General features: G+C 69.4%; 21 protein-coding genes. 8 read left to right on the top strand and 13 right to left on the bottom strand.

Annotated features, from left to right (window positions below; genetic code table 11):
• Positions 1-53 precede the first annotated feature (53 nt).
• Positions 54-1,301, bottom strand: coding sequence for a TIGR03862 family flavoprotein (locus BOQ54_RS00400; protein WP_071923037.1), 1,248 nt, complete (start codon positions 1,299-1,301; stop codon positions 54-56).
• Between the two features lie 6 nt (positions 1,302-1,307).
• On the bottom strand, positions 1,308-1,733 hold the full coding sequence (locus BOQ54_RS00395; RefSeq protein ID WP_055459438.1) for an Lrp/AsnC family transcriptional regulator: 426 nt from the start codon (positions 1,731-1,733) through the stop codon (positions 1,308-1,310).
• A 126-nt stretch (positions 1,734-1,859) separates the two neighbouring features.
• Here BOQ54_RS00395 and BOQ54_RS00390 point away from each other — a divergent pair, with 126 nt between their 5' ends.
• The gene (locus BOQ54_RS00390; RefSeq protein WP_071923036.1) at positions 1,860-2,975 is read left to right on the top strand and encodes a saccharopine dehydrogenase family protein; all 1,116 of its coding nucleotides are present in this window, start codon (positions 1,860-1,862) and stop codon (positions 2,973-2,975) included.
• Positions 2,976-3,075: 100 nt separating this feature from the next.
• On the opposite strand, the gene BOQ54_RS00385 is transcribed toward BOQ54_RS00390, so the two are convergent.
• Positions 3,076-3,861, bottom strand: a complete 786-nt coding sequence (locus BOQ54_RS00385) for an SDR family oxidoreductase (RefSeq protein ID WP_071923035.1) — start codon at positions 3,859-3,861, stop codon at positions 3,076-3,078.
• 174 nt (positions 3,862-4,035) lie between these two features.
• Between BOQ54_RS00385 and BOQ54_RS00380 the strand changes: the two genes are divergently transcribed.
• Both BOQ54_RS00380 and pncB read left to right on the top strand, forming a co-directional pair.
• Complete coding sequence (locus BOQ54_RS00380; RefSeq protein WP_071923034.1) at positions 4,036-5,166, top strand: NAD(P)/FAD-dependent oxidoreductase; 1,131 nt, start codon at positions 4,036-4,038, stop codon at positions 5,164-5,166.
• 102 nt (positions 5,167-5,268) lie between these two features.
• Positions 5,269-6,561 carry a nicotinate phosphoribosyltransferase gene (pncB, locus tag BOQ54_RS00375; RefSeq protein ID WP_071923033.1) on the top strand — a complete coding sequence of 431 codons (1,293 nt, stop codon included), beginning with the start codon at positions 5,269-5,271 and terminating at the stop codon, positions 6,559-6,561.
• A 9-nt stretch (positions 6,562-6,570) separates the two neighbouring features.
• Here the strand turns inward: pncB and BOQ54_RS00370 are convergent, their stop codons facing one another.
• Positions 6,571-8,169 carry a peptide chain release factor 3 gene (locus BOQ54_RS00370; protein ID WP_055459434.1) on the bottom strand — a complete coding sequence of 533 codons (1,599 nt, stop codon included), beginning with the start codon at positions 8,167-8,169 and terminating at the stop codon, positions 6,571-6,573.
• Positions 8,170-8,343: 174 nt separating this feature from the next.
• Between BOQ54_RS00370 and pncA the strand changes: the two genes are divergently transcribed.
• Positions 8,344-8,979 carry a bifunctional nicotinamidase/pyrazinamidase gene (gene pncA, locus BOQ54_RS00365; protein WP_055459433.1) on the top strand — a complete coding sequence of 212 codons (636 nt, stop codon included), beginning with the start codon at positions 8,344-8,346 and terminating at the stop codon, positions 8,977-8,979.
• Between the two features lie 136 nt (positions 8,980-9,115).
• Here the strand turns inward: pncA and polA are convergent, their stop codons facing one another.
• From polA to BOQ54_RS00340, 5 genes are all read right to left on the bottom strand, one after another.
• A complete protein-coding gene (polA, locus tag BOQ54_RS00360; protein WP_071923032.1) occupies positions 9,116-12,124 on the bottom strand; it encodes a DNA polymerase I in 3,009 nt (1,002 codons plus the stop codon).
• Positions 12,125-12,234: 110 nt separating this feature from the next.
• Positions 12,235-13,290: an acyltransferase family protein gene (locus tag BOQ54_RS00355; protein ID WP_055459431.1), complete on the bottom strand. Its 1,056-nt coding sequence runs from the start codon at positions 13,288-13,290 to the stop codon at positions 12,235-12,237.
• Positions 13,291-13,412: 122 nt separating this feature from the next.
• The gene (locus BOQ54_RS00350) at positions 13,413-13,907 is read right to left on the bottom strand and encodes an MmcB family DNA repair protein (RefSeq protein ID WP_432431516.1); all 495 of its coding nucleotides are present in this window, start codon (positions 13,905-13,907) and stop codon (positions 13,413-13,415) included.
• 65 nt (positions 13,908-13,972) lie between these two features.
• Entirely contained in the window at positions 13,973-14,551 is a 579-nt protein-coding gene (locus tag BOQ54_RS00345) for a Yip1 family protein (RefSeq protein ID WP_055459430.1), read from the bottom strand.
• 100 nt (positions 14,552-14,651) lie between these two features.
• Positions 14,652-16,280, bottom strand: a complete 1,629-nt coding sequence (locus BOQ54_RS00340; RefSeq protein ID WP_145979697.1) for a GMC family oxidoreductase — start codon at positions 16,278-16,280, stop codon at positions 14,652-14,654.
• A 222-nt stretch (positions 16,281-16,502) separates the two neighbouring features.
• On the opposite strand from BOQ54_RS00340, the gene BOQ54_RS00335 reads away from it, so the two are divergent.
• From BOQ54_RS00335 to BOQ54_RS00320, 4 genes are all read left to right on the top strand, one after another.
• Positions 16,503-19,052, top strand: a complete 2,550-nt coding sequence (locus BOQ54_RS00335) for an ABC transporter ATP-binding protein (protein ID WP_071923030.1) — start codon at positions 16,503-16,505, stop codon at positions 19,050-19,052.
• A 77-nt stretch (positions 19,053-19,129) separates the two neighbouring features.
• A complete protein-coding gene (locus BOQ54_RS00330; RefSeq protein WP_082464806.1) occupies positions 19,130-19,996 on the top strand; it encodes an MBL fold metallo-hydrolase in 867 nt (288 codons plus the stop codon).
• Positions 19,997-20,098: 102 nt separating this feature from the next.
• Positions 20,099-21,130 carry a glycosyl transferase gene (locus tag BOQ54_RS00325; protein WP_055459426.1) on the top strand — a complete coding sequence of 344 codons (1,032 nt, stop codon included), beginning with the start codon at positions 20,099-20,101 and terminating at the stop codon, positions 21,128-21,130.
• Positions 21,127-22,056 carry an NAD-dependent epimerase/dehydratase family protein gene (locus tag BOQ54_RS00320; protein WP_425349126.1) on the top strand — a complete coding sequence of 310 codons (930 nt, stop codon included), beginning with the start codon at positions 21,127-21,129 and terminating at the stop codon, positions 22,054-22,056. Before BOQ54_RS00325 ends, BOQ54_RS00320 begins: the two co-directional genes overlap by 4 nt.
• Here the strand turns inward: BOQ54_RS00320 and BOQ54_RS00315 are convergent.
• The 4 genes from BOQ54_RS00315 to BOQ54_RS00300 all read right to left on the bottom strand — a co-directional run bounded on the left by BOQ54_RS00315 (position 21,983) and on the right by BOQ54_RS00300 (position 26,603).
• Positions 21,983-23,950, bottom strand: a complete 1,968-nt coding sequence (locus BOQ54_RS00315) for a nucleoside-diphosphate sugar epimerase/dehydratase (protein ID WP_071923029.1) — start codon at positions 23,948-23,950, stop codon at positions 21,983-21,985. The genes BOQ54_RS00320 and BOQ54_RS00315 overlap by 74 nt on opposite strands.
• 92 nt (positions 23,951-24,042) lie before the next feature.
• Positions 24,043-24,678, bottom strand: a complete 636-nt coding sequence (locus tag BOQ54_RS00310; protein WP_071923028.1) for a TetR/AcrR family transcriptional regulator — start codon at positions 24,676-24,678, stop codon at positions 24,043-24,045.
• A gap of 93 nt (positions 24,679-24,771) precedes the next feature.
• Positions 24,772-25,563, bottom strand: a complete 792-nt coding sequence (locus BOQ54_RS00305; RefSeq protein WP_055459423.1) for an ABC transporter ATP-binding protein — start codon at positions 25,561-25,563, stop codon at positions 24,772-24,774.
• Positions 25,560-26,603, bottom strand: a complete 1,044-nt coding sequence (locus tag BOQ54_RS00300; protein WP_186438007.1) for a FecCD family ABC transporter permease — start codon at positions 26,601-26,603, stop codon at positions 25,560-25,562. The genes BOQ54_RS00305 and BOQ54_RS00300 overlap by 4 nt, the downstream gene beginning before the upstream one ends.
• Between the last annotated feature and the right edge of the window lie 3 nt (positions 26,604-26,606).

Here is a 26,606-nt window from a genome sequence, read left to right as displayed (position 1 = left end):
GTGCCTGATGAAGAAAGGATGCCCGATCGCGGCGCCAAGGTCTATGCGGAGGGCTATTTCGGCCCCGCTTCGCCCGACGCTTGCTCTATGCCGAGCCATCGCTGGATGCCCTGGGCAGCGGCCACCCCGGTCGCGAAGGTGGCCTGCAGCAGGTAGCCGCCGGTCGGCGCCTCCCAGTCCAGCATCTCGCCGGCGGCGAAGACGCCGGGCAGGGCCTGCAGCATGAGGTTGTCGTCGAGTGCCTCGCGGCGGATGCCGCCGGCGCTGGAGATGGCGCGGGCGATCGGCCGCGGCGCGGTGAGGGTGAGCGGCAGGGCCTTCGCCGCCTTCGCCAGCGCCGCAGGCTCGGCCGGCAACTCGCCCAGGACCTCCCTGAGGAGATTGACGGCAACGGGCATCAGGCCGCCCGCCTTGCGCAGGAAGGAGGCGGTGGATTGCTTGCCGCGCGGCCGCGCGAGGCGGGCGGCAAGATGCGACGGGCTGAGATCGGGCCTGAGGTCGAGCGTCACCGTCTGCGGGCCGTGCGCGGCGATGGCCTCCCGCAACCGCCCCGACAGGGCATAGATGGCGCCGCCCTCCAGCCCCTCGCGCGTGATGACCGCCTCGCCCATGACGCTCATGCCGTCGAAGCCGATGGCGATGCGCTTCAGCGGCGTGCCGGCGAAGCGCTCGGCGAAATGGTGCGACCACACATGCTCGAAGCCGCAGTTGGCCGGCGCGAGCGGGGTGAGCGCGACGCCGCGTGCGGCAAGAATCTCCGTCCACGTCCCGTCGGAGCCGAGGCGCGGCCAGCTCGCGCCGCCGAGCGCCAGCAATGTGGCGTCGGGCGCGAGGTGAAGCGCATCGCCGTCCTCCCTCTCGAGGAGGAGGCGTCCGTCCCCGTCCCAGCCCTGCCAGCGGTGGCGCGTCGCCAGGGCCACGCCGAGCCCGTCGAGGCGGCGCAGCCAGGCGCGCAGGAGCGGCGAGGCCTTGAAGCTCTCCGGGAAGACGCGCCCGCTCGAGCCGACGAAGGTCTTTTCGCCGAGCCCCTCGCACCAGGCGCGCAGCGCGGCCGGCGGAAAGGCCTCGATCATCGGGGTGAGCCACGGCTCGGCGGCGCCGTAGCGGGCGAGGAAGGCCTCACGCCCTTCCCCGTGCGTCAGGTTGAGGCCGCCGCGCCCGGCCATGAGGAGCTTGCGCGCCGGCGAGGGCATGCGTTCGTAGACGGTGACGGCAAGGCCGGCCCGCACCAGCTCTTCCGCCGCCATGAGCCCGGCCGGGCCGGCTCCGATGACGGCCACCGTTTTCCTGTTGTCCGTCATGAGGCCCTACCGGCTGATGCGTGTGGACAGGATGATCGAGGACATGGTGCGCTCCACGCCCTCCAGCGCCCCGATGTGGTCGATGAGCTGGTCGAGTTCGGCGATCGAGGGCGCCGCGACGACGGCGATCATGTCGTAGCTGCCGCTGATGGAGTGGAGGGTGCGCACCTCCACGATGCCGGCGAGCGCCTCCTCGACCTTGCGGGCGAACTTGGGCAGCGCCGTGATGAGCACATGCGCGCGCACGAGGCCGCGCTCGTAATCGTCCGCCAGGCGCACCGTGTAGCCCGCAACGATGCCGCGCCGCTCCAGCCGCTCGATGCGGCTCTGCACCGTGGTGCGCGACAGCCTGAGGCGCCGCGCGAGATCGGCCGTCGGCGTGCGGGCATTCTCGCGCAGGAGGGCGATGAGCTGGCGGTCGGTGTCGTCCATCGTCGTTTCGCAGGAATGAATCGTCGTTTTCACTAAGCGATCTTCGCGTTTCGGCGAAGCGGAATCTTCAATTCGACGGCCAAGGTGCGATTCCTGACGGCAATTGCCAAACGGGGAACCACAGCCATGCGTGACCGCAAAGCCATTCTCGTCGTCGGGGCCGGCAAGATCGGCGCCACCATCGCCGACCTGCTGACGGGCTCCGGCGATTATGACGTGACGGTCGTCGACCGCGATCAGGCCCAACTCGACGCGCTCGACGCCGCCCTGCCCGTTGCCAGGGTCCGGCTCGACATCGCCGAGGACGGAGCGCTCGACCGGCTGCTCCCGGGGAAATTCGCCGTACTCAGCGCCGCGCCCTATCACCTGACGACGCGCATTGCCCAGGCATCGGCCAAGGCCGGCGTGCACTATCTCGACCTCACGGAGGACGTCGCCAGCACGCGGTGCGTCAGAGAACTCGCGGCGAGTGCGAAGAGTGCGTTCATTCCCCAGTGCGGGCTGGCGCCGGGCTTCATCTCCATCGTCGCCCACGACCTCGCCCGGCGCTTCGACACGCTCGACAGCGTGCGCATGCGCGTCGGTGCCCTGCCGCAATATCCGTCCAACGCCCTCAACTACAACCTCACCTGGAGCACGGACGGCGTCATCAACGAATATTGCGAGCCGTGCGAGGCCATCGTCGAGGGCGAACTGGTCGAAGTGCCGGCGCTGGAGGAGCGCGAGGAATTCTCCCTCGATGGCGTCACCTACGAGGCCTTCAACACCTCCGGCGGGCTCGGCACCCTGTGCGAAACGCTGAAGGGCAGGGTGCGCACGCTCAACTACCGCACCATCCGCTATCCCGGCCACTGTGCCATCATGAAGGCGCTCCTGAATGACCTCGGCCTGCGTCACCGGCGCGAGCTGTTCAAGGACATTCTCGAAAGCGCGCTGCCGACGACCTTGCAGGATGTCGTCGTCATCTTCGTCACCGTAAGCGGGCGCCGGGGCGGACGCCTGGTGCAAGAGACCTACGCCAACAAGATCTACAGCGCGCGCGTCAACGGTATCATCCGCAGCGCCATCCAGATTACCACGGCCTCGGGCATCTGCGCGGTGCTCGACATGCTGGCGACGGGCGAACTGCCGCGGCGGGGCTTTGTGCGACAGGAGGACATCGCGCTCGATGCCTTCCTCACCAACCGTTTCGGCCGAGCCTACAGACAGTCGGCGCCGCAGCCCCACAGCGCTGCGGCGTGAGCATCCTTCGAACCGTGCGTCATTCCCTCTCCCCGCAGCCGGGGAAAGGGTTCTGACGGCTGCGGCCAGCCCGGCTACCGTTGTTTCTCGCCTTGCCGCCTCAGATGCCGCGGGTCGCGCCGCCGTCGATGCGGATCTTGGCGCCCGTGACGTAGGAGGCTCTCTCGCTCGCGAGAAAGGCGACCACATCGGCGAATTCCTGCGGCGTGCCGTAGCGGCCGGCCGGGATCGTCGCCTTGGAGGCTTCCGCCACCTCCTCTGGCGTCTTGCCCTGGCGCTGCGCATTGGCCGCGTCGAGCTCTTCCACCCGCTCGGTTTCGATGCGCCCGGGCAGCACCACGTTCACCGTCACGCCCTGACCCGCCACCTCGCTCGCCAGCGTCTTCGACCAGCCCACCACCGCCGAGCGGATGCCGTTCGACAGGGCAAGGCGGGGAATCGGCTGCTCGACGCCCGAGGAGGCGATGGTGATGATGCGGCCCCACTTCTTCGCCAGCATGCCGGGCAGGAGGCGCTGGGTGAGATGGAACAGGTTGGCCGCCATCGCCTCGAACTGGACCAGCCAGTCGGCGCGCTTGGCCTCGCGCGCATCGGCCGGCGGCGGCCCGCCGGAGTTGTTGACGAGAATGTCGACGCCGCCCTCCGCAATCAGCCGCTCGGCGAGTGCCTCGACGCTGGCGAGGTTGGCAAGGTCGAGCCGCGCCGCGGTGACACGCCCGCCGGCCTCGGCCGGCAGGGCGCCGGCCCAGGCCCTGATCTTCTCGTCACTGCGCGCGGCCGCGACGACGCTTGCGCCCTCTTCCGCCAGCGTGCGGGCGATCGCCGCCCCGAGGCCGCGGCTCGCGCCCAGAACCAGCGCCCGCTTGCCCTTCAGTCCAAGATCCATCCCCATATCTCCTCGTGGCCGGTGCGGCCGCATGTCGGCGCCGTTGTGCCAGTCGGGTGCGGCGCATGGCAAGCCCGGGCCGGCGGCCCGTGCGAGAAGCGCCTTTCGCGGCGCGCCGGCCACCGCTAGATACGCGCCCAAGGGCGGCGCTCGGGCAGGGGAGATTCGGCCGGGATGAGCGAAGCGGATGATTTTGTCGACGCGATCGTCGTCGGCGCGGGGGTGGTCGGGCTGGCCGTCGCGCGGGCGCTCGCGCTCTCCGGCCGCGCGGTCGTGGTGCTGGAGCGCGAGGGCGCCATCGGCACCGGCACGTCCTCGCGCAACAGTGAGGTCATTCACGCCGGGCTTTATTATCCACCCGGAAGCCTGAAGGCGCGCTTTTGTGTCGAAGGCCGGCGCGCGCTCTATGCCTATTGCGCCGCGCGCGGCGTGCCGCACCGCCGTTGCGGCAAGCTGCTGGTGGCGGCGAGCGAGGACGAGATCGCCGCCGTCGCGACGATCGCCGAGCGCGGCCGCGTCAACGGCGCCGAGGACCTCGTCATGATCTCCGGCGCCGAGGCGCGGCGCATGGAGCCGGAGCTGACCGCGGTCGCTGCCCTGTGGTCGCCGCAGACCGGCATCATCGACAGCCACGCCTACATGCTGGCGCTACAGGGCGACGCCGAGAACGCTGGCGCCGTTGTTGCCTTCAACACGCCTTTCGTCGCGGCCGAGCCCGCTGCCCAAGGGTTTCTCGTCAGGACGGGCGGCGTTGAGCCCATGCGCCTTGCCTGTCGCGAACTCGTCAATGCTGCCGGCCTTTCCGCATCGGACGTGGCGGATTGCATCGCAGGGTTGTCATCGAATGCGGTGCCGCGCACGCACTTCTGCAAGGGCAGCTATTTCATCCTCGCCGGTCGGGCGCCCTTCTCGCGGCTCATCTATCCGGCGCCCAGCGCCCACGGCCTTGGCGTGCACCTGACCCTCGACCTCGGCGGGCAGGCCCGCTTCGGGCCAGATACCGAATGGGTTGACGCCGTCCGATACGAGGTCGACGGCGGGCGCCGGGCGGCCTTCGTCGCGGCCATCCGCCGCTACTGGCCCGGCCTCGACGAGGAGGCCCTGTCGCCCGGCTACAGCGGGATCCGCCCCAAGATCGTGGGCGAGGGAGAGCCGGCCGCCGATTTCCGCATCGACGGGCCCCAAACCCATGGAATGGCCGGCCTCGTCAATCTCCTCGGCATCGAGAGCCCCGGCCTCACCGCCTCGCTCGCAATCGCCGAGGAGGTTCTGGCGCGCCTCGAGGGAGGACGGCCACCCGCCTAACGCGGCGCCGGCATGCGCGTGCCGTTCTTGCGTGCGACGCAAGGCAAAGCCTAGTTTCGGCACGGGAGAACAGCGAATGAGACGGGCCGACGGAGCCGGAGCATGACGGACATCGCCACACGTGTCTACAATCACAAGTGGAAGATCGACCCGATCATCCGTTCCCTGCTCGACACGGACTTCTACAAGCTGCTGATGGCGCAGACCATCTTCCGGCGCCATCGCGACACCCGCGTCACCTTCTCGATCCTCAATCGGTCGAAGGACATCCGTCTCGCCGAGCTCGTCGAGGAAAGCGCCCTGCGCGAGCAGCTCGACCATGCCCGCAGCCTGAAGCTCACCCGCGGGGAATCGACCTGGCTGCGCGGCAACATGTTCTACGGCAAGCGCCAGATGTTCGCGCCCGAGTTCATCGAATGGCTGGAGGGCTTCCAGCTGCCGGCCTACGACCTGCGGGTGCGCGACGGCCAGTACGAGCTCGAGTTCGACGGACCGTGGCTGGAGACGACCTTCTGGGAAATCCCAGCGCTCGCCATCCTCAACGAGCTGCGTTCGCGCGCCGTACTCGCCGCCATGGGCAAGTTCGAACTGCAGGTGCTCTATGCCCGGGCCATGACTCGGGTATGGGAGAAAGTGCAGCGCCTCAAGGTCCTTCCCGGTCTGCAGATCGCCGATTTCGGCACGCGCCGCCGGCATGGCTTCCTGTGGCAGGACTGGTGCGTGCAAGCGATGATCGAGGGGCTGGGCGATGCCTTTACCGGCACATCGAACTGCCTCATCGCCATGCGCCGGGAGGTCGAGGCCGTCGGCACGAACGCGCACGAACTGCCGATGGTCTATGCGGCGCTCGCCGACAGCGATGCGGAGCTCGCCGCCGCTCCTTACCAGGTGCTGCGCGACTGGCAGGAGGACTACGAGGGCAACCTGCTCATCATCCTGCCCGACACCTATGGCACCACGCATTTCCTGGCCGCCGCGCCGAACTGGGTGTCGAGCTGGACGGGCATCCGCGTCGATTCCAAGGATCCGATCGAGGGCGGCGAGGAGGCGATCCGCTGGTGGCGCGAGCGCGGCGAGGACCCGCGCAAGAAGCTCGCCATCTTCTCGGATGCGCTCGACGTCACCGCCATCGAGCGCATCCATTATCACTTCGCCGGGCGCATGCGCTTCGGCTTCGGCTGGGGCACGCTGCTGACCAACGACTTCCGCGGCTTCGCGCCGGACGGGGCGCTCGATCCCATATCGATCGTCTGCAAAGTGGTTTCGGCCAACGGCCGCCCGGCCGTGAAGCTCTCGGACAATCCCGCCAAGGCCATGGGCCCGGCGGCCGAGGTCGAGCGCTACAAGCGCGTCTTCGAGCTCGAGGAGCGCACCGAGCGGCCGGTGCTCGTGTAGGGGCCGGCCTCAGGCCGCCTTCTTCTGGTAGTCCTTCACGTCCGAGAAGCGGATGGTGGGCCAGCGCTCCTCGTCGTAGCGCAGCGAGAAGGGGCTCGAGGCCATGAACACCGGCGCCCCGTCGAGGTCGGCGGCCATGGCGGAATTGTTCGCCGTGGCGAACTTGTCGAGCTCGGCCTTATCGTCCGCGCTCACCCAGCGGCAGACGGAGAAACGCGTCGTCTCGTAGGCGGCGTCGAGGCCGTATTCCGTCTTCAGGCGCTCGATCAGCACGTCGAGCTGCAGGGCGCCGACGACGCCGACGATGGCGCCCGAGCCGTCGTTGGGGATGAAGAGCTGCACGACGCCCTCCTCGGCGAGCTGCTCGAGCGCCTCGCGCAGCTTCTTTGCTTTCATCGCATCCTTGATGGAGATGCGGCGCAGGATCTCGGGGGCGAAGCTCGGCACGCCGCGGAAGACGATGTCCTCGCCCTCAGTGAGTGTGTCGCCGATGCGCAGCGTGCCGTGGTTGGGGATGCCAACCACGTCGCCGGCATAGGCCTCGTCCGCCACCGTGCGATCCTGCGCGAAAAAGAACTGCGGCGCATTGAGGCTGATAGCCTTGCCGGTGCGCACGAGCTTGGCCTTCATGCCGCGGGTCAACCGCCCGGAGCACACGCGCATGAAGGCGATGCGGTCGCGGTGATTGGGGTCCATGTTCGCCTGGATCTTGAAGACGAAGCCGGTCATCTTCGGCTCGTCGGCCTCGACCGTGCGCTTGTCCGCCTCCTGCCCGCGCGGGGAGGGGGCATAGGCCGCCATGGCATCGATGAGCTCGCGGATGCCGAAGTTGCGCAAGGCGCTGCCGAAGAAGACGGGCGTCAGGTGCCCCTCGCGGAAGGCGGCGAGGTCGAAGGGCTTCAGCGCGGCCTCGGCGAGCATCGCCTCCTCCTGCCAGGCCCCGGCCTCGTGCGCCGGCAACAGTGCCGCCACAGCCGAATCCTCGGCGCCGCTGACCGTCATGGTCTCATCGTCGGCGATACGCCGCACCGTCTTCGTGCCGAAGGTGTAGGTGCCGGCGAAGCTCTTGCCGGCGCCGATCGGCCAGTTGATGGGGGCGGTGTCGAGCGCCAGCGTCTTCTCGATTTCGTCGAGCAGGTCGAAGGGGTCGCGACTCTCGCGGTCGAGCTTGTTGACGAAAGTGACGATGGGGATGTCGCGCAGGCGGCACACCTCGAAGAGCTTGCGCGTGCGCGCCTCGATGCCCTTGGCCGCGTCGATGACCATGACGGCGGCATCGACGGCGGTGAGCGTGCGGTAGGTGTCCTCCGAGAAGTCCTCGTGACCCGGCGTGTCGAGCAGGTTGAACACGCAGCCGCCGTACTCGAAGGTCATCACCGAGGTGACGACCGAGATGCCGCGTTCGCGCTCGATGCCCATCCAGTCCGAGCGCGTCTGCACGCGGTTGCGCTTGGCCTTGACCTCGCCGGCGAGCTGGATGGCGCCGCCGAAGAGCAGCAGCTTCTCGGTGAGCGTCGTCTTGCCCGCATCCGGGTGGGAGATGATGGCGAAGGTGCGCCGCCGCGCGATGGGGTCGGCGGGCCCGCCGTTGACGAGGGGGCTATGCATGGGACATCGAAAAATTTTGCGGCGGCGGATGGCAGGGAGGACAGGCCTCGCCGGCTCCGGCAGCCTGGAACCACGGTTGGCGCGTTCTTCCCAGCCATTGGCGGCCGTGTCAATGGCGGGCATTGACGGAGTGTCCGGCGCGCCGGATGCTGGGGACGCGAACAGGGGCGGGTCATGGCGGGTATCAAGGTCGACGAAACGGACGTCCTCCTAGTCGTAGACATGCAGAACGACTTCTGCCCCGGCGGGGCGCTGGCCGTCGATGGCGGCAACGCCATCGTGCCGGTGGTCAATGCGCTGGCGCGGCGCTTCGCCCACGTCATCCTGACGCAGGACTGGCACAAGCCGGGCCACCTGTCCTTCGCCTCGGCCCATCCCGGCCGCAGGCCCTTTGAGACCGTCGAGATGTCCTACGGACCGCAGGTGCTGTGGCCGGACCATTGCGTCGAAGACACGCCGGGCGCCGAATTCCACCCGGACCTCGACGTGCCCCATGCCGAACTCATCCTGCGCAAGGGCTTCGACCCGGCGATCGATTCCTACTCGGCCTTCTACGAGAACGACCGCATGACGCCGACGGGGCTCGGCGGCTATCTCAAGGAGCGGGGCCTGAGGCGCGTCTTCCTCGCCGGCCTCGCGCTCGACTTCTGCGTGCGCTACTCGGCCGAGGACGCGCACGGCCACGGCTTCGCGGTCACCGTCGTCGAGGACGCCTGCCGCGCTATCGATCTCGACGGGTCGCTGGCCGCGACCGAGGCGGCGTTCGCGGCGCTCGGCATCGCCCAGGTGGACGTGGCTGATATCCGCTGAGCCGAATGGCCTCCCCGTCATGCCCACGCTTGTCCGGGCGCGGCCCTTTTGACCTGCTTCTGCCTGTCAGCCGAAAACCGCCGTCTCGCCCTGCGGGGCATGGTGGCGCCCTGCTGGAAGCGTCCGCAGCCGCGGTTCAATGCGCCTCTTCCCAATTGCTCGCGGCTCTCGCCTCGACCTCGAGCGGCACGGCGAGCGCCACGGCGGGCTTGGGCGCCTCGCGCATCACATGGGTGATGACCGGCAGCGTCCTGTCGACCTCGCTCTCCGGCACCTCGAAAACGAGTTCGTCGTGAACCTGCAGCAGCATGCGCGCATTGAGGCCCGCCTTCTCGAGCGCCTCGTCCATGCGCACCATGGCGCGACGGATGATGTCGGCGGCAGTGCCCTGGATCGGGGCATTGATCGCCTGGCGCTCGACGAAGGCGCGCTCGGAGGGGTTGGACGACCTGATCTGCGGATAATGGCAGATGCGGCCGAACAGCGTCGTTACATAGCCGTTCTCGCGGCAGAAGCGCTTGGTCTCGTCCATGTAGTCGCGGATGCCGGGGAAGCGCTCGAAATATTTCCTGATATAGGCCGAGGCCTCCTCGCGCGGGATGCCGAGCTGGTTAGCGAGACCGAAGGCCGAGATGCCGTAAATGATGCCGAAGTTGATGGCCTTGGCGCGCCGGCGCACCAGGGGGTCCATGCCCTTCACCGGCACGCCGAACATCTCCGAGGCGGTCATGGCGTGAATGTCGATGCCGTCGGCGAAGGCCTGCCGCAGCTGCGGGATGTCGGCGATATGTGCAAGGACGCGCAGCTCGATCTGGCTGTAGTCGGCCGATACGAGCTTCGTGCCCGGCGACGCGACGAAGGCGGTGCGGATCTTGCGCCCTTCTTCCGTGCGCACCGGGATGTTCTGGATGTTCGGCTCCGATGATGACAACCGCCCGGTCGTGGTCGCGGCGAGCGAGAAGCACGTGTGCACGCGGTGCGTCTCGGGATTGACGTAGCCGGGCAGCGCATCGGTGTAGGTGGACTTCAGCTTGGCGAGCTGCCGCCATTCGAGGATCTTCGACGGCAGCGGATGGCCCTCGGCGGCGAGGTCCTCCAGCACCCCGGCGCCGGTCGCCCACTGGCCGGTCTTCGTCTTCCTGGCGCCGGGCAGGCCCATTCTGCCGAAGAGGATGTCGCCCAATTGCTTGGGGCTGCCGATGGTGAAGCGCTCGCCGGCCAGGGCATAGATCTCCTCCTCGAGCCCGGCGAGCTTTTGGGCGAACTCGCCGGACAGACGCGAGAGGATGGCGCGATCGATGGCAATGCCGCGGCTCTCCATGCGTGCCAGCGTCGCCACCATCGGCCGCTCCAGGGTCTCGTAGACGCTCGTGCGGCTCTCCGCGACGAGGCGCGGCTTCAGAGCGAGCCACAGGCGCAAGGTGACCTCCGCATCCTCGGCGGCATAGGCGGTCGCCTTGTCGATCGCCACCTTGTCGAAGGTAACCTGCGTCTTGCCGGAACCGGCGACCTGCGAGAAAGCGATGGGCGTGTGGCCGAGATGCTTCTCCGACAGGGCATCCATGCCGTGCAAGCCGCGGCCGGCATCGAGCACGTAGGAAATCAGCATGGTGTCGTCGTAGGGCGCCAGCGTGATGCCGTGGCGGGCGAAGATCAGCCAGTCGTATTTCAGGTTCTGGCCGATCTTGAGGACGGAAGGGTCCTCGAGCAGCGGTTTCAGCCGCGCTACCGCCTCGCGCAACGGAAGCTGGCCGGCGGCGAGGCCGTTGCCGAAGAGGTCGTCGCCGTCTCTGTGCTGCAGCGGTACGTAGCAGGCCTTGCCGGGATCGGTCGCGAGCGAGAAGCCGACGAGTTCGGCCCGCATGGCGTCGACCGAGTTCGTCTCCGTATCGACGGCGACATGGCCGCGCTCGCGCGCCTCGGCGATCCATTCGTCAAGGCGCGCGAGGCTCGTTACCGTCTCGTAGGCATTGCGGTCGACCGGGACGGCGGCCTCGGCCGCGCGGCTCGCGACGAGAGCGGCCGGGACGAGGAGTTCGTCGCCTGGCCGGGCCGATGCGGCCGACGGGGTGGCAGGCGCGGTTGCCGCGGCCGTCTCGCCGGGGCTCCAGCCAAGGCCGGCGCCTGGGGCGGCGAGGCGCGCGTCTGGCTCAACGGCGGCGATGTCGATTTCGTAGAGCTCGGCAACGCGCTTGGTGATGGTTGTGAACTCCATCGCCTTCAGGAAGGCGACGAGGTTCCGCGGATCCGGCGGCACGAGCGCGAGGTCGGCGAGCGGGGTTTCCACGGCCACGTCGTCGACGAGCGAGACGAGCCGACGGGAGATGAGGATCTGCTCGACGATGTCCGGGTTCGTCAGCGTCTCGCGCCGCTTGGGCTGCTTGATCTCGCCTGCGCGCGCGATGAGCGTGTCGAGATCGCCGTATTCTGCGATGAGCTGGGCGGCCGTCTTGATGCCTATGCCGGGAGCGCCGGGCACGTTGTCGGTCGAATCGCCGGCGAGCGCCTGCACGTCGACCACCTTGTGCGGCTCGACGCCGAAATATTCCAGCACCTCGTCGCGGCCGATACGCCGCTCGGGCCGGAAGCTGCCCTTCGACTGGGTGCCGGAGGCCGGGTCGTACATGGCGACACCGGGCCGGATGAGTTGCATGAGGTCCTTGTCTGCGGAGATGATGAGCACGTCGGCGCCGGCCTCCGTCGCCTCGCGCGCATAGGTGGCGATGAGATCGTCCGCCTCGTAGCGGTCCTGCTCCACCGGCTTGAGGCCGAAAGCGCGGACCGCCTCGCGCATCAGCGGGAACTGCGGGATGAGATCTTCCGGCGGTTCCTGCCGGTTTGCCTTGTAGGGCGGATAGATTTCCTTGCGGAAGGACTGCTCCGACTTGTCGAAGATGATGGCGAGATGGGTCGGGACGATGCCGACCGCGCCCTCGCGGATGAACTGGAACAACTTGGTGCAGAACAGGCGCACGGCACCGGTGGGCAGGCCGTCCGAGCGGTAGTTGTATTTCCGGTCCTGGTTCATGGACTGGAAATAGGCGCGGAAGACGAAGGATGAGCCGTCGACGAGAAAGACGTGATCCCCCGGCTTCAGCGCACGGGCGGCGTGGACGGCAACGGCGGGGGCGGCTTGCTCGGACATGGCTCTCGGACGGATGCTTTTCGGGAATCGCCGGTAAGGTCGGGGCGGGACTATGCCACGCCTTGTCCGCGTTCGCGATCCGTTTCGCTCGCCGTCCCGGAAAACCGCCTTTAGCCGGCCGTCGCGAGGCGTGCCGGCGCGGCGATGTGGCAGGCCCGCGGCCGCACGAAAAGCGCGTCGAGCATCGTGCCGCGGATCAGCCGCTCGAAGATGAGGGGCGCAACGACCCCCGCCGCCGTGACGACGGCGGCGCCCCAGCCGACGCCGATGACCTCGACGAGGCCGGTCTTGACGAGGATGAGGCGCATCACCGCCATGGGCAGGAAGAAGGCGAGATAGACGACGATGGAGCGCTCGCCGCAATAGGTCAGCGGGCCGGCGAGGCCGCGCGCGACGAGCAGCGCGGCGATGGCCGTGATGGCGATGGCGCCGGCGAGACCGAGGACCAGGCTCACCCCCGGCAGGGCCGCGACCGTCGCGTGGCCGCTCACCCCGCTCGGCGCGAAGGCGGCGAAACCGTTGACGAGCGCCCAGAGGGCGAGCCCGAGGAGCGCGAGCGCCGCGTTGCGGCCCGCCCAGGCGGCAATGGCGAAGACACGCGGGGCGAGGACATAGCCGGCGGCGAAATAGACGAAATAGGCGGCGAAGGCGTCGATCACGAGCCAGCCGCTCTCGACGTGGGCGATCTGCAGGGCGGCGGCGCCGGCGAGGAGCACGGCCGGCGGCAGGCGGCGCAGCAGCTTCACCGCCACCGAATAGACGGCGAGCATGTAGATGAACCACAGGGTGCCGAAGGGCTCGATGAAGCCGAGCGCGAAGAGGCGGACAAGCTCGGCCGGATCGCCGCCGGCGAGGCCCCAGCCCTTCATGGCGAACTGGATGACATACCAGACAAGGTAGAAATAGAGGAAATGCACGATGCGCCGGTCGGCGAAGGTGCGCCAGTCGCGCGCCACGGCCCGGCCGAGGAAGAGGCCGGAGACGAGGAAGAAGTCGGGCATGCGGAAGGGCTTGGCGAAGGCGACGACCTCATGCATCCAGCCCTCGCGACCTACCGCCTCGCCGAGGCCGAGCGTCGCATGCATCATGACGACGAGGATGATGCAGATGCCCTTGGCGGTATCGACCCAGGCGATGCGCTCGCCGGTCGGCAATGGCGACGTCATGCTGGCTGCTCCCGTTATGGCACGCCCTGTCCCGCAATGCGACGCCGGCCCGGTCGGTGTCCGGCGTACGCTCTCTTCCGGCCTTTGCCCAGCAAGCGGCGTGCCGGATGGCGGAGAGGACCTCAGATGATGCCGCGCGCGCCTTCGGGATCGAAGGCGGCGTGGAGGCGCGAGGCGGCGGCGCGGGCAAAGCGCAGCGTCACCTCCTTGCGGCGGGCGCCGGGCAGCGGATGGAGGGGCGCCTCGCGCAGTACGGCGGCGCCGTACTGGTCGGCGACGATGAGCCCTGTCGCCTCCGGCAGCACCTCCTGCGGGAAGTCGTCGGTGACGGCGAAGAAGAGGCGGTCGCAATAGGCCCGGTAGTCCTGCCACTTGCCGTCGGTGCGGAAGTCGGCGAGGCACGACTTGACCTCGACGACGGTGATGCGCCCGTCGGGGGCGAGCGCCACGACGTCGGCCCGCCGGCCGGAGGCAAGGGTGAGCTCCGTTACCGTCACCTGCCCGAGACCGGCGAAGAGCCGGCGCACGCCCCGCTGGACGGCGAGTGCGACGGGCGACTGGCGCCCGTCCTCCGGCAAAACCAGCACGCTCCCCGCCCGAGAGGCCATGTCACCCATCGATATCATCCGCCCGTCACTTCGCCGTTCTTCGCCGGCGCTCCTGCCTTCGCACAGCTTTGGTCTCACATCATGGCGGGCATGGGCATCAAGGAGGCGATCACGAGCGACAGGATGAAGCTCATGACGAGCGCGATGATCACGACGATGGCGGTGAACAGGCCGGCCTTGCTCTCGGCCACCCCCATGAGCCGCGGCGCCCCGACATAGAGCAGATAGATGCCGTAGAGCCCGAGGATGGCGAGGAAGCCGAGCACCGGCACGAGGAGGAAGACGCCCGTCAGCCAGGCCGGCGTGTAGGAATAGGCCGCCAGCTTGAAGGCGGGAAGCATGCCCTTGCGGCCGCCGAAGCTGGGCGCCAGCGCATCAATGACAAGTGCCACGAGATAGACGATGAGGAGCCCGAGCCCGAACTGCAGGGCCGCCATCACGAGGCCGCTGAAGAAGGGCATGCGCATGTGCCCCTCGCCCATGCTGAAGCCCAGCACCGACATGCCGATGAAGCCGCAGACGGCCGGGATGAGCGCGAGCGGGACGACGTAATTCCGGTAGATGTCGCCGACCGTGCCCCCCTCGGCCGCGATCATGGGCCACTCGGTTCGTGGCGTGACGATGATGTTCCTTGCCCTGTCGACCAGCCCCATGTGACATTCTCCCTGCCGGAGGCCGCAGCTCCCGCCGCGGCGAAACGACGCAACATATGCCGGAAACGCCCGGGCGGAAACCGGCTGCGGTCGCGCCCGCTCAGGCGACGCGCGCATCCTCCGCCATCATGGCGGCCGCCTTGTCGGCGATCATCATCGTGGGCGAATTGGTGTTGCCGGAGGTGATGGTCGGCATCACCGAGGCATCGGCGACGCGCAGGCCGGCGATGCCGCGTACCCGAAGGCGCGCGTCGACGACGGCGAGGGGATCGTCGTCACGGCCCATGCGGGCCGTACCGACGGGATGGAAGATGGTGGTACCGAGATCGCCCGCCGCCCCGGCGAGATCGTCGTCGCTCGTCAGATGCGGCCCCGGTTTGAATTCCTCGGGCGAGAAGCGCGCGAGCGGCGGCGCGGCGGCCAGCCGACGCGCGAGGCGAATGGCGTCGACCGCGACCCGCCGGTCCTCCTCCGTGGCGAGGTAGTTCGGGGCGATCGCCGGCGGCACACGCGCCTCCGGGCTCTTCGCATGAACCGAGCCGCGGCTCGTCGGGCGCAGGTTGCAGACGCTCGCAGTAAAGGCGGGGAAGGGATGCAGCCGGTCGCCGAACTTGTCGAGCGACAGCGGCTGAATGTGGAACTGAAGATTCGGCGTCTCGTACTCCGGCGAGGAGCGGGTGAAGATGCCGAGCTGCGACGGGGCCATGGTCAGCGGCCCGCGTCGGAAGAGGGCAAATTCGAGCGCCATGGCAGCGCGTCTGACGAGCCTTGCGTAATCCTCGTTGAGGGTGCGCACGCCGGAGACCTTGAAGATGGGGCGGAGCTGCAGATGGTCCTGCAGGTTCTCGCCGACGCCCGGCAGGTCGCGCACGGGATCGATGCCGAGCCCGGCGAGCCGGGCGGCATCGCCGATGCCGCTCACTTCGAGCAGCTGCGGCGTGCCGATGGCGCCGGCGGCGAGCACCACCTCGCCGCGGGCCCGCATGGTGAAGCGCTCGCCGCCGCGCGAGAAGACGACGCCCGTGGCGCGGCCGTCCTCGAAGAGGATGCGCTCCCCGTGCACTCCCGTCTCCAGACGAAGGTTCCGACGGCCGAGGACCGGCTTCAGGAAGCCGCGCGCCGCGCTCCAGCGCCGGCCGTTCTTCTGGTTAACCTGGAAGTAGGAGGAGCCGAAATTGTCGCCGGTGTTGAAATCGTCAACCTTGGGGATGCCGAGGCTCTCGGCGGCGTCCTGCACGGCGTCGAGCAGGTCCCAGCGCATGCGCGGATAGTCGACGCACCATTCCCCGCCGCTGCGGTGCAGCGCATTGGGCGGGGCGACGTGGTTCTCCATCGACAGGAAATGCGGCAGGACGTCGTCCCAGCCCCAGCCTTGAAGGCCCATCTGCCGCCAGCGCTCGTAGTCTGCCGCCTGGCCGCGCATGTAGATCATGGCGTTGATGGCGGAGCAGCCGCCAATGACCTTGCCGCGCGGATAGGCGAGCGCGCGGCCGTTGAGGCCGGCCACGGCCTCCGTGCGAAACATCCAGTCGGCGCGCGGATTGCCGATGGCGAAGAGATAGCCGACGGGGATGTGGAACCATATCCAGTCGTCGCGGCCGCCGGCCTCCAGAAGGAGGACGGACCGCTTCGGGTCCGCCGACAGGCGGTTGGCGAGCACGCAGCCGGCCGAGCCGGCGCCGACGACGATGTAGTCGAAGGTTTCCCCCTCCCCGGTCGCAGGTGCCACGCCGTCCTCCCCGAGCCTTGCTGTTATCTGGTGTGCAGAAGGACACGGGGCGGCGGCTCATGGCAAGCCACGCTGCGGTGATGCTTTGGCCAGACCGCAGTCGGCTCGCCGCACCGCGCCCGGCCATCGTCCTGCAAAAGCGGTTCAAACTTTTGCGAAACGTCAGTAGGGTCGGGGCCACGGGTTGCCGCACCGCGGCCCGCCACTGGCCGCCGGAGAACCATGGAACGCGATCCCCTACGACTTGCTTGGCGCAGCAATCGCGGCCTTAATCTGGTGATCGCTCTTGTCGGCCTCATGCTGGCGGCCGCCGTCCTCCTCTTCCTCGTCGTGCTGGCGACCCTGATCGATGACGTCATCATCGGCGGGGGTTTCACCGATATCGATGCGCAGGCGCCTTTCCTGCGCCTCGCCTTCGGGCTGCCCGCGGTCTTCGGCGGCGGTGAGGTCGTCGTGTCCGAGGGCATTCTCCTTGGCCGCGATGCCTATATGGCGGCGGCCATCGCAACGCTCATTGCCCTCATCCTCCTGCAGGTGGGGCTCAGGGCGCTGGTCTCCCTTCTTGCTGCGACGGCAGCGAGCCGCGCCACGAACGGGCTCAGGAAGGATATCTTCGGCCGCATCGTCACGGCCCGGCCCTCGGCGCGGGACGAGGCGGAGGCGGCCGCGCGGCAGATCGGCGAGGGTGTCGGCCGCCTCGCGTCGGTGCTCGGGGAAGCGCTCGCCGTGCCGCTCAGCGTCGGTCCGGAAATCCTCGTCATTCTCGCCTTCGGCTTCGCGCAGCACCTGTTCATCGGGCTCCTGTTCCTCGGCGGGGCCATCGCTGCCGCCGTCCTGATGCGGCCTCTCGACGAGGCAAGGGCCGCGCTGGGCTTCGTTGCGCGCGAGGGCGATCGCGAATCGGGGCGCATGGCCCAGGAGGCGGCGCGGCGGCTGCCAGCCATCCGCATTCATGGCACGGGCAAGGCGGAGCTCTCAGGCTTCGGCGCCATGCTGGCGCACCTGTCTGCCCGGCAGGCCGCGCAGGCGCGGCGCCACATTGTCCTGCAGGCGCTCGTTGCCGTCGTCCGCTACGGCCTTCCCGCGCTCTTCATCGTGATCGCAGGCAATCTCGCGGCCGAAGGGATGCTGTCCGCCGGTGCATTTGTCGCCGCGCTCTTCGCCGCCTTCCTGATGCTACGGCCTGTGGATGTGCTCACGCGCTGGATCGCCGGGCAGCGCGAGGGCCGGGCCGCCCTCGAGGAACTGGCCCGCGCCGTCGGAAGCCTCAATGCGCGTGGCGAGCGGCGCCGGCGGGCGGCACGCCTGCCGCAACCCTCGCCGCAGCGCATCGAGGTCAAGGGTCTCGCGGCCTTCGATCCCCATTCCGGACACAGGCTCGAGGACGTCGACCTGGCATTCGACCTGCCGGCACACGTCGCTCTCGTCGGGCCGCCAGGGTCCGGCGCGGATGTGCTCGCCGCGATCCTCGGCGGCGCGCTCGATCCCACGGAGGGGCGCGTCCTCTTCGACGGTGTCGACGTCGGCGAGATGTCCGACGGCTACAGGGCGGCCGTCATCGCCTTCGCCGGGGCCGATCCCGTGATGCTCGACGGCAGCCTCAGGGACAACCTGACCTACGGCGTGCCGCCGGAGCTGACGCGGGACAAGGATGCGTGCGATGCCCAGCTCATCGCCGCGCTCAAGCTCGTCGGGGTCGATGCGGAGGTCTACAGCCTGGGGCTCAATGGGGCCGTCGGCTCCCATGCGGCGGGCCGCCTCGCTCCCTTCATCGCCGACGCTCGGCGGGCGGTGAGGGAGGAACTCGCTTCCGACGGAACCGAAGATCTCGTCGATCCGTTTGCGGCCGAGCGCTACAACCGCCACGGCACCGTGGCCGAGAACATCCTTTTCGGCGTGCCCGTGGGCGACACGTTCGAGGAGCGGCGTCTCGCCCGCAACCCCTTCCTCAGGGCTGTGCTGGAGGCGGAGGAATTGACGCGGCCGCTGACGGAGATGGGGCTCGCCATCGCCACGCAGATGGTGGAGATGTTCGCCGGCATTCCCGACGACAACGCTCTCATCGAGCGCTTCTCCTTCTTCAGCGCCGAGGAGCGCGGCCGCTACGAGGGCCTGATCGCACGCCGCGCCCAGCGCCGACGCAGCGAACAGGCCGAGGACCGCGATCTCTTGATCGCGCTTGCCCTGCGCTATGTGGAGACGCGGCACCGCCTCGGCCTGCTCGACGAGACGCTGGAGGCGCGCATCGTTGCGGCCCGGCGCACCTTCGCGCGCCTGCTGCCGCCGGGCCTTGCGCCGGCCATCGAGTTCTGGGAAGCGGAGCGGTTGTGCAGCGCCGCCTCGCTCAGCGACAACCTGCTCTTCGGCCGCGTGGCCTACGACATCGCCGGGGCGGAGGAGCGGGTGCATGCCGCCGTGCGCCGCGTCCTCGCCTCGCTCGATCTCGACGCCGAGGTGCTGCGGCTCGGGCTCTCCGCCCGCGTCGGCCCGCGCAAGGGGCTCGTCTCGCCGGTGCCGGACCGGCTGGTCGATCTTATCCGCTGCCTGGCGCGCGAGCCGCAGGTGCTCGTGGTCAGCCACATCTTCGACGGCATGACGCGGAGCGATGCCGAGGCACTCGTCGGCCGTCTGCGCCAGGGGTTCGAGAGCCGCAGCCTCGTCGCCGTGCTGCCGCCGGGCCTGTCCGAAGACTGCCTTGGCAGGACCGTCCATTTCTCGCGCGCCGGGCTGGCGCAGCCACGGACGGCGGCGGAAATGGCGGAGCAATCATGACTCTCCCGAATCGTGACTTGCATGTGCGCTAGCGCACGTCGTTTGCGGTTTTTCTAAGGTAGAGATGATGGATGGCTATGGACAAGAAACCGACGGAGAGTGATCTCAGCGTCCGCTTCTGGGGCGTCCGGGGCTCGCATCCCGTGTCGGGGCCGGACGTATGCACGTTCGGCGGTCATACGGCCTGCGTCGAGGTACGTTGTGGTGAGCGGCTGTTTGTCATCGACGCCGGCACGGGCATCACCCGCCTCGGACAGACGCTCGGCGCCGATGCTCCGGCGCACATCGACCTGCTTCTGAGCCACCTTCATCTCGACCATGTCATCGGTCTGCCCTTCTTCCGGCCGGCTTTGATGAAGGGCACGACGCTGCGGCTGCACTGCGGCAATCTCGGCGGCGAGAGTGCCGAGGCGGCGCTCAACCGGCTGTTTGCGCCGCCGCTCTTCCCAGTGACGCTCGCCCAGTTGCCGGCGACGATTGAGCACGTCGGCTTCCATGCCGGTGAGACGCTGACCTTCGACGATGGGCTCAGGGTTCGCACGTGCCCGCTGCAGCATCCCTCCGGCGCCACCGCCTATCGCTTCGACCACGGCGGGCGGGCCGTCTGCTACGTCAGCGACATCGAGCACGACGAGCTCGGCCCCTGGCCGCACGAGGAACTGCTCGCTTTCGTGCGCAACGCCGACCTCGTCATCTACGACGCCATGTATACGGAAGCGGAATATTGCCGCTGCCGCGGCTGGGGCCACTCGACCTGCGATGCGGGCGTCGCGCTCTGCCGGGCGGCCGGCGTCGGCCGGCTCGCGGCCTTCCACGTGCATCCCTGGCACACGGATGCCGATCTCGCCGACATGGAGCGGCGCCTCGCCGCCATGCTGCCCGGTTCGTTCGTCGCGCGCGAGGGGCAGGAGGTTCACCTCGCCGCCGCGCGCGTAGCCGCCTGATCGCGACCGCACGACAGCCTCGCCGCTTGCGGCTGTGGCACCATCGGCTATTGTCGCGCCGCCCGCCGGAGAGCGGGATCGGTTCGTCATCCGGAGCGCGACGTGACGGCGCTGTTCGCCACCACCTGCCTCGGCGCCGCCCTGCTGGCAGGGCTCGCCATCATCCTGCTGCGCCCGCTGCTGCAGCGTTATGCGCTGGCGCGGCCCAACGCGCGCTCGAGCCATCGCATCCCGACGCCGCAGGGCGGGGGCATCGCCGTGCTCGGTGCCGCGCTCGCGGCCGGTGCGGTGGCCTTCGCGATCGGCCTGCCGCCGCTTGGTGCCGGTGGCGGTGCCGCGCTCCTCGCCGTCGCAATAGCAGCCATCGTGCTCGCGGGGCTTGGCGCCTTCGACGACATGCGCCCGCTGCCCGTGCTGCCGCGCCTCGGCGCGCAGTTCGCCGCTGTCGGTCTCGTGGTCGTCGCAGCGACGAACGTCGCACGCATCGGGCCGGACTGGCTACCCCTCGGCTGCGAGCAGGCCCTGCTGGTGCTCGCTGGCGTCTGGTTCGTCAATCTCGTCAATTTCATGGACGGGCTCGACCTGATGACGGTGGCGGAATTCGCGCCGCTGTGCGCCGCGCTCACCACCTTCGCCCTGTCCGGCCTACTGCCACCGGCGGAGGGCGTGCTCGCGGCGGCCCTGCTTGGCGGTCTCCTCGGCTTTGCGCCCTTCAACCGGCCGGTGGCCCGGCTCTTCCTCGGCGATGTCGGCTCGCTGCCCATCGGGCTCATCGCCGGCTACCTGCTGCTCGTGCTCGCCGCCCATGGCGGGCTCGCCGCCGCCGTCCTCCTGCCGCTCTACTATCTGGCCGACGCCACGCTGACGCTCTTCAGGCGGCTCGCGCGCGGCGAGCGCGTATGGCAGGCGCACCGCAGCCATTTCTACCAGCGCGCCACCGATAACGGCTATTCGGTGCCGGCCGTCGTTGGCCAGGTGCTGGTCCTCAATCTCTTCCTTGCCGTGCTGGCGGCGATTTCGCTGGGCGTCACCTCTCCGGCGCTTCAGGTGGCCATCGTCGCGCTCGGGGCGGCGGGCGTCGGTTTTGTGCTGCTGCGCTTCTCGCGTCCGCGCGCTGGCATCGCCGCGGCATGATGACGGGCGCGCGCGGCACGGTTCTCCTCACCGGAGCCTCCGGCTTCGTCGGCCGGCACGTGGCTGCCGGCTTGCGCGAAGCCGGCTATGCCGTCCGCGCTGCCGTGCGCGATGCGGGCCGCGTGCCGCCCGGCAGTGAGCCTTTCGTCATCGGCGATCTTGCCGGGCCGGTCGATTGGGCGTCGGGGCTCGGCGGCGTCGACGCCATCGTGCACGGGGCCGGCATCGCCCATGTGGGGCCCGGCGTCGCGGAGGCGCGCTATCAGGCAGTCAATACCGATGCGACGCTCGCGCTGGCCGATGCCGCGGCCGGCCGCGTGCGCCGTTTCGTCTTCCTGTCCTCCGTCCGCGCTCAGAGCGGAGCGAGCGCGACGGCGACTGTCAGGGACGACGATTCGCCCGCCCCGGTCGATCCTTACGGCCGCTCCAAGCTCGCGGCCGAGCGCGGCCTTGCCGAGCGCGGCATCGACCATGTGTCGCTACGGCCCGTGCTGGTCTACGGCCGGGGTGTTGCGGGCAACATGGGGGCCCTCGTCAGGCTGGCGCGCCTGCCGTTGCCGTTGCCCTTCGGCGGGCTCGGCGCCCGGCGCTCGCTTCTTGCGGTAGAGAACCTTGCCGATGCTATCGTCCATGTGCTGGCGCAGCCCGGCCCGCTGTCAGGGGCCATGCTGGTGGCCGATGCGGCACCCGTCTCGCTGGCGGAGATTATCGCGGCGCTAAGGGCCGGGATGGGACGGCGCCCGGGGGTCATCGACATTGACGAGCGGTGGATCGCCAAGCTGTTGCGGCTTGCCGGCCGCCAAGCAGTGCTCGAGCGTCTGGCCGGCTCGCTCGTCGTCGAGCCGGGCCGCCTCACGGCGCTCGGCTGGCGACCGCTTCTGACGACACCGGAAGGCCTGCGGCGGCTGGGGGCTGCCGGCGGCTGAACTCGGGGATGGCCTCGGCCATCACCGCCTCGGCGCTGGCGCGGTCGTAGGTGCGCGCCGCCTTCTCGAGCCGCGCCAGCCAGCCCGCGATGCGCGCCTTGTCGGCGAAGACCGGCTCGGCCGCCATGACACCGTCGATGCCCGTCTCCGTCATCGGCTCCTCGCGGGCGAAGAGGATCTCATGCAGGCGCTCGCCGGGGCGCACGCCGGTGATGGCAATGTCGATATCGACGCCGGGCTCGAAGCCGGCGAGTCGGATCATGCGCTGGGCGAGGTCGTAGATGCGGACAGGCTGGCCCATCTTGAGGACGTAGACGGCGGCGCGCCGGCCGGCGCCGGTGGCCATGCGGCCCTCAGCATCGGCATGGGAGGCGGCGGTAAGGACCAGGTCGGCGGCCTCGCGCACCGTCATGAAATAACGGACCATGTCCGGATGGGTGACGGTGACGGGGCCACCGCGGGCGATCTGGGCCTTGAACTTCGGTACCACCGAGCCGACGGAGCCGAGGACGTTGCCGAAGCGCACGGCGATGAGGCGCGTACCGCTGCCCCCATTCGCTGCCGTCTCGGCATCGAGCGCCTGGGCATACATCTCGGCGAGGCGCTTCGTCGTGCCGAGCATGGATACCGGCTCGATGGCCTTGTCGGTCGAGATCATGACGAGCGCGCGCACGCCGGTAGCGACTGCCGCATCGGCGACGTTGACGGAACCGAAGACGTTGGTCTTGATGCCCTCGCTCCAGTCCTGCTCCAGATAGGGTACGTGCTTCAAGGCCGCGGCGTGGAAGACGACGTCGGGTGCGAACTGCCGGAAGAGATGCTCGATGCGTTCGCGGTCGCGCACGTCGGCGATGCCGCCCTCGATCCGCGTCGGCGCGTCGAGCACGGCGAGCTGCTCGGTCACCGCATGCAGCGCCGGCTCCGAACTCTCGAGCACGTAAAGCGCATCGGCGCCGAAGGCGGCGACACGGGCGCAGATCTCGCTGCCGATGGAGCCGCCGCCGCCCGTGACGAGTACGCGCTTGCCGCGGATGAAGCGGGCGAGGCGCGCCTTGTCGATCTCGACCGTCGGGCGCAGCAGCAGGTCCTCGATGTCGACGGGGGCAAGGGTGAGGTCGCGCAGGCCTTCCTCATCAAGGCCCTGCAGCCGCGACAGCGGCAGGCCGAGGCGCCGCGCGCGGGCGAGCAGGGCGTCGGCTTCGGGGGCGTTGATGGCGCTCGGCGTCATCACGAGACGGCGCACGTTGATCCCGCGCTCGGCGAGATCGGCGATGACCTGCTCAAGTTCGACGAAGGTGCCGAGCACCGGCACGCCGCGAATCGCCTGGTCGAGATCAGACTCGCGCGGCGACAGGATGCCCTTGGCCGCGATCTTCGAGAAAGCACCGCTCTCGATGGCCCGCAGCGCGACCTCCACCTCGGCGCTGCGCCCGAGGACAAGGGAGGCGGTGGCGTCCTGCCGCTCGATGCTGTGGCGCGACTGGGCGTATTTCAGATAGCGCCAGGCAAGCCGAGGCCCGCCGAGCAGGAACATCTGCAGCACCCAGTAGAGCGCGATGGTGATCTTGCCGAAGAAGAAGTAGCCGTAGAAGCGCGACGAGGCGAGGACATAGTCGCCGACGAGCAGTGCCAGCGCCAGGATCGTGACCGCCTTGAAGATGTTCGACAGGTCGGGCAGCGAGGCGAAGCGCCAGCGCGAGCGGTAGAGGCCGAAGTACCAGTAGGTGACGGCGGCGAGCGGCCCGAAGACGACAAGGACGTGCGGCAGCAGCGCCAGGCGCTCGCCGAGCTGCGGGCCCTCGAAGCGCACGATAAAGGCCAGGACCACGGCAAGGATGGTCGCGCCGAGGTCGTGGGCAATGATGAGCGTCTTCTTCGCCAGGAGTTGTGCCAAGAATCTGGAGCCGTTCTGAATGGATGTGTGCGCGGTATCAGCCTGACGGGGCGGTTTGTCAACGCGCCGAACCGACGGGAGCTGCGGGCGGTTCAGGTTGCGCGGGTCGCCTCGCGGGCCCGGCGCGGGGTCTCCTGCCGCCCCGCACCGAGGGCCGCCAGGATGAAGTCGATCTGCTCGTCGAGGGTCGGCTGCGGGATGTCACGGCACATCACGAGCACGCTCGGATGGCAGAAGCGTGTCATCGCCGCGCGCACGCAGGGGCCGGCCACCTCCGGATCCACATCCGAGAATTCGCCTTCGGCGATGCCCTCGCGCACCACATTGGCGATGATCGTGTCGATGTCGCGGATGTGGTCGTGGATGACGCTCCAGCTCTCGGCGATGGCGACGGCCACCATCTCCTGGATCTTGGCATCGGCATCGGCGAATTCCGCCATCATGATGTGCATCTCAGTCAGGAGGCGGCGCATGCGCTCGCGCGCCGTGCCCGGCTCGCTGGCGACGGCTTCGAGCCGGATTCGCTTGCGGCCGGTCATGAGCTCGGCCACCGCCTCGTTGATGTCCTTCTTGGAGGCGAAGAAACGGTAGACGTTGGCTGGGCTCATGGAGAGCGTCTTGGCGATGTCGGCAACGGTCGTCTTCTGGAAGCCGATGTCGCGGAAGAGCTGTTCGGCGGCGGCGATGATACGCGCGCGGGTGTCCGGGCTTGGGCTGCCGTCCTTCATGGCAGATGATCGACTTCTCTCGAACCGAATGCTCCGTCCCGCCTTTCGGGACCGGGGTATGTCGATTAGAGGTATGACGTTGTGCGTCAGTCGTCAAACAGGGGACGCGGGCGCAAGCGGGCGCCAGGGCAGGACGAGCAGCCCGTCCGGCCGCTCCTCGCGCAGAGAGGCGACCCCGAAGACCTCCGCCAGCAGGGCCGGGGTCAGCACCGCGTGCGGCGTGCCGGCGGCGACGAGATGTCCCTCGGCGAGGATGACAACCCGGTCGGCATGGCGCGCGGCAAGGGCGAGGTCGTGCATCACGACGGCGACGGCGCGGCCCTTCCGGGCCTCGGCGGCGAGCACGCCCATCACCGCGAGCTGGTGACGCGGATCGAGCGCGGCGACCGGCTCGTCGCAGATGAGCACCGGCGCCTCGACGGCGAGCGCGCGGGCGAGCAGGACGCGCGCCCGCTCGCCGCCCGACAAGGTGGTGACGGCCCGTCCGGCGAAGGCCTCGCTGTCGGTGGCGCGCATGGCGCGGGCGACAGCCGGATCAATCCGGCCCGTTCCCGGCCCGCCGCCGTGCGGCACGCGCCCGAGGGCGACGACGTCGGCGGCCGGCAGCGGCCAGGCGACGGTGCCACCCTGCGGCAGATAGGCAATGGCGCGGGCCCGCTCGCGGGTCGAGAGCGCCGGCAGCGGCCGTTCGCCGAGGAGCACCGTGCCTACCTCCGGCCGCACGAGCCCGGCCATTACCCGCACCAATGTCGTCTTGCCGGCGCCGTTCGGGCCGATGATGGCAGTCAGGCTGCCGGGCGAAAGTGTCAGGTCGACGCCGGCGAGCACCTGCCGGCCGCCGAGGCGCGCGGCGACGGCGCGGGCGGCGAGAGTGGGACCCGTCATGCCGGCGCTCCCGTCAGCTCGGCCCGGCGGCGCACGATGATGTAGAGGAAGAAGGGGACGCCGACGATGGCGGTGAGCACGCCGAGCTTGACCTCGGTGGCGGAGGGGATGACACGCACGGCGCAATCGGCCGCAGTCAGCAGCACCGCCCCGGCGAGCGCTGCCGGCACGAGCGTGCGGCCCGGGTCATGACCGACGAGCGGGCGCACGATGTGCGGGGCGACGAGGCCGATGAAGCCGATGGTGCCGGCGACCGCTACGCTCGCGCCGACGCCGACGGCCACCCCGGTGACGACCGCAAGGCGCAGCAGGCGCACGTCGATGCCGAGGCTGCGGGCGGCTTCCTCGCCGAGCGCCAGCGTGCGCAGCGCCCCACCCTGGGAGAGGAGGAGCGCGGCCCCGAGAAGCGCGAAGGGCGCCACGAGCGCGACGTGGCGCATGGTTCGGTCCTCCAGCGAGCCCATGAGCCAGAAGACGATCTCGGTGACGGCGAAGGCGTTGGGCGACAGGCTGATGGCGAGCGAGGTGGCCGCCCCGGCGAGGCTAGAGATGGCAAGCCCCGCAAGGACGAGGACGACGAGGCTCGCACCCTCACCGGCGATGAGGATGACGACGAGCACCGACAGGAAGGAGGCGGCGATGGCGGCGAGCGGCAGGGCGGGCGAATAGACCTCCGCATAGCCGAAATAGATGACGACGACGGCTCCGAGCGCCGCCGCCTGCGGCGCACCGAAGACGGAGGGTGCGGCGAGCGGGTTGCGCAGCAGACCTTGCAAGGCGGCGCCCGCAAGGCCGAGCGTCGCGCCGATGATGACGGCGAGCAGGGTGCGCGGCAGGCGGATGTCGCGCACGACGACGCCCGCACCACCGCTGTCGCCGAGGAGGCCCTCGATCACCGTGGCTGGCGTGAGCCGCGCCGGGCCGAGCATCAGCGACAGGACGCACAGGACGAGGAGGATGACGACGAGCGCCGGCACCAGCCAGCGCCCGGAGCGGCGGGCCGCCTCCTCCTCGATCTCCCTGCCCCCTGCGCCGTCCATCGC

This window comes from Chelatococcus daeguensis (genome assembly GCF_001887265.1).
Taxonomy (GTDB): domain Bacteria; phylum Pseudomonadota; class Alphaproteobacteria; order Rhizobiales; family Beijerinckiaceae; genus Chelatococcus_A; species Chelatococcus_A sambhunathii.
The sequence above is the reverse complement of the archived record's forward strand: the minus strand, read 5'-3'. Positions and strand labels throughout refer to the sequence as shown.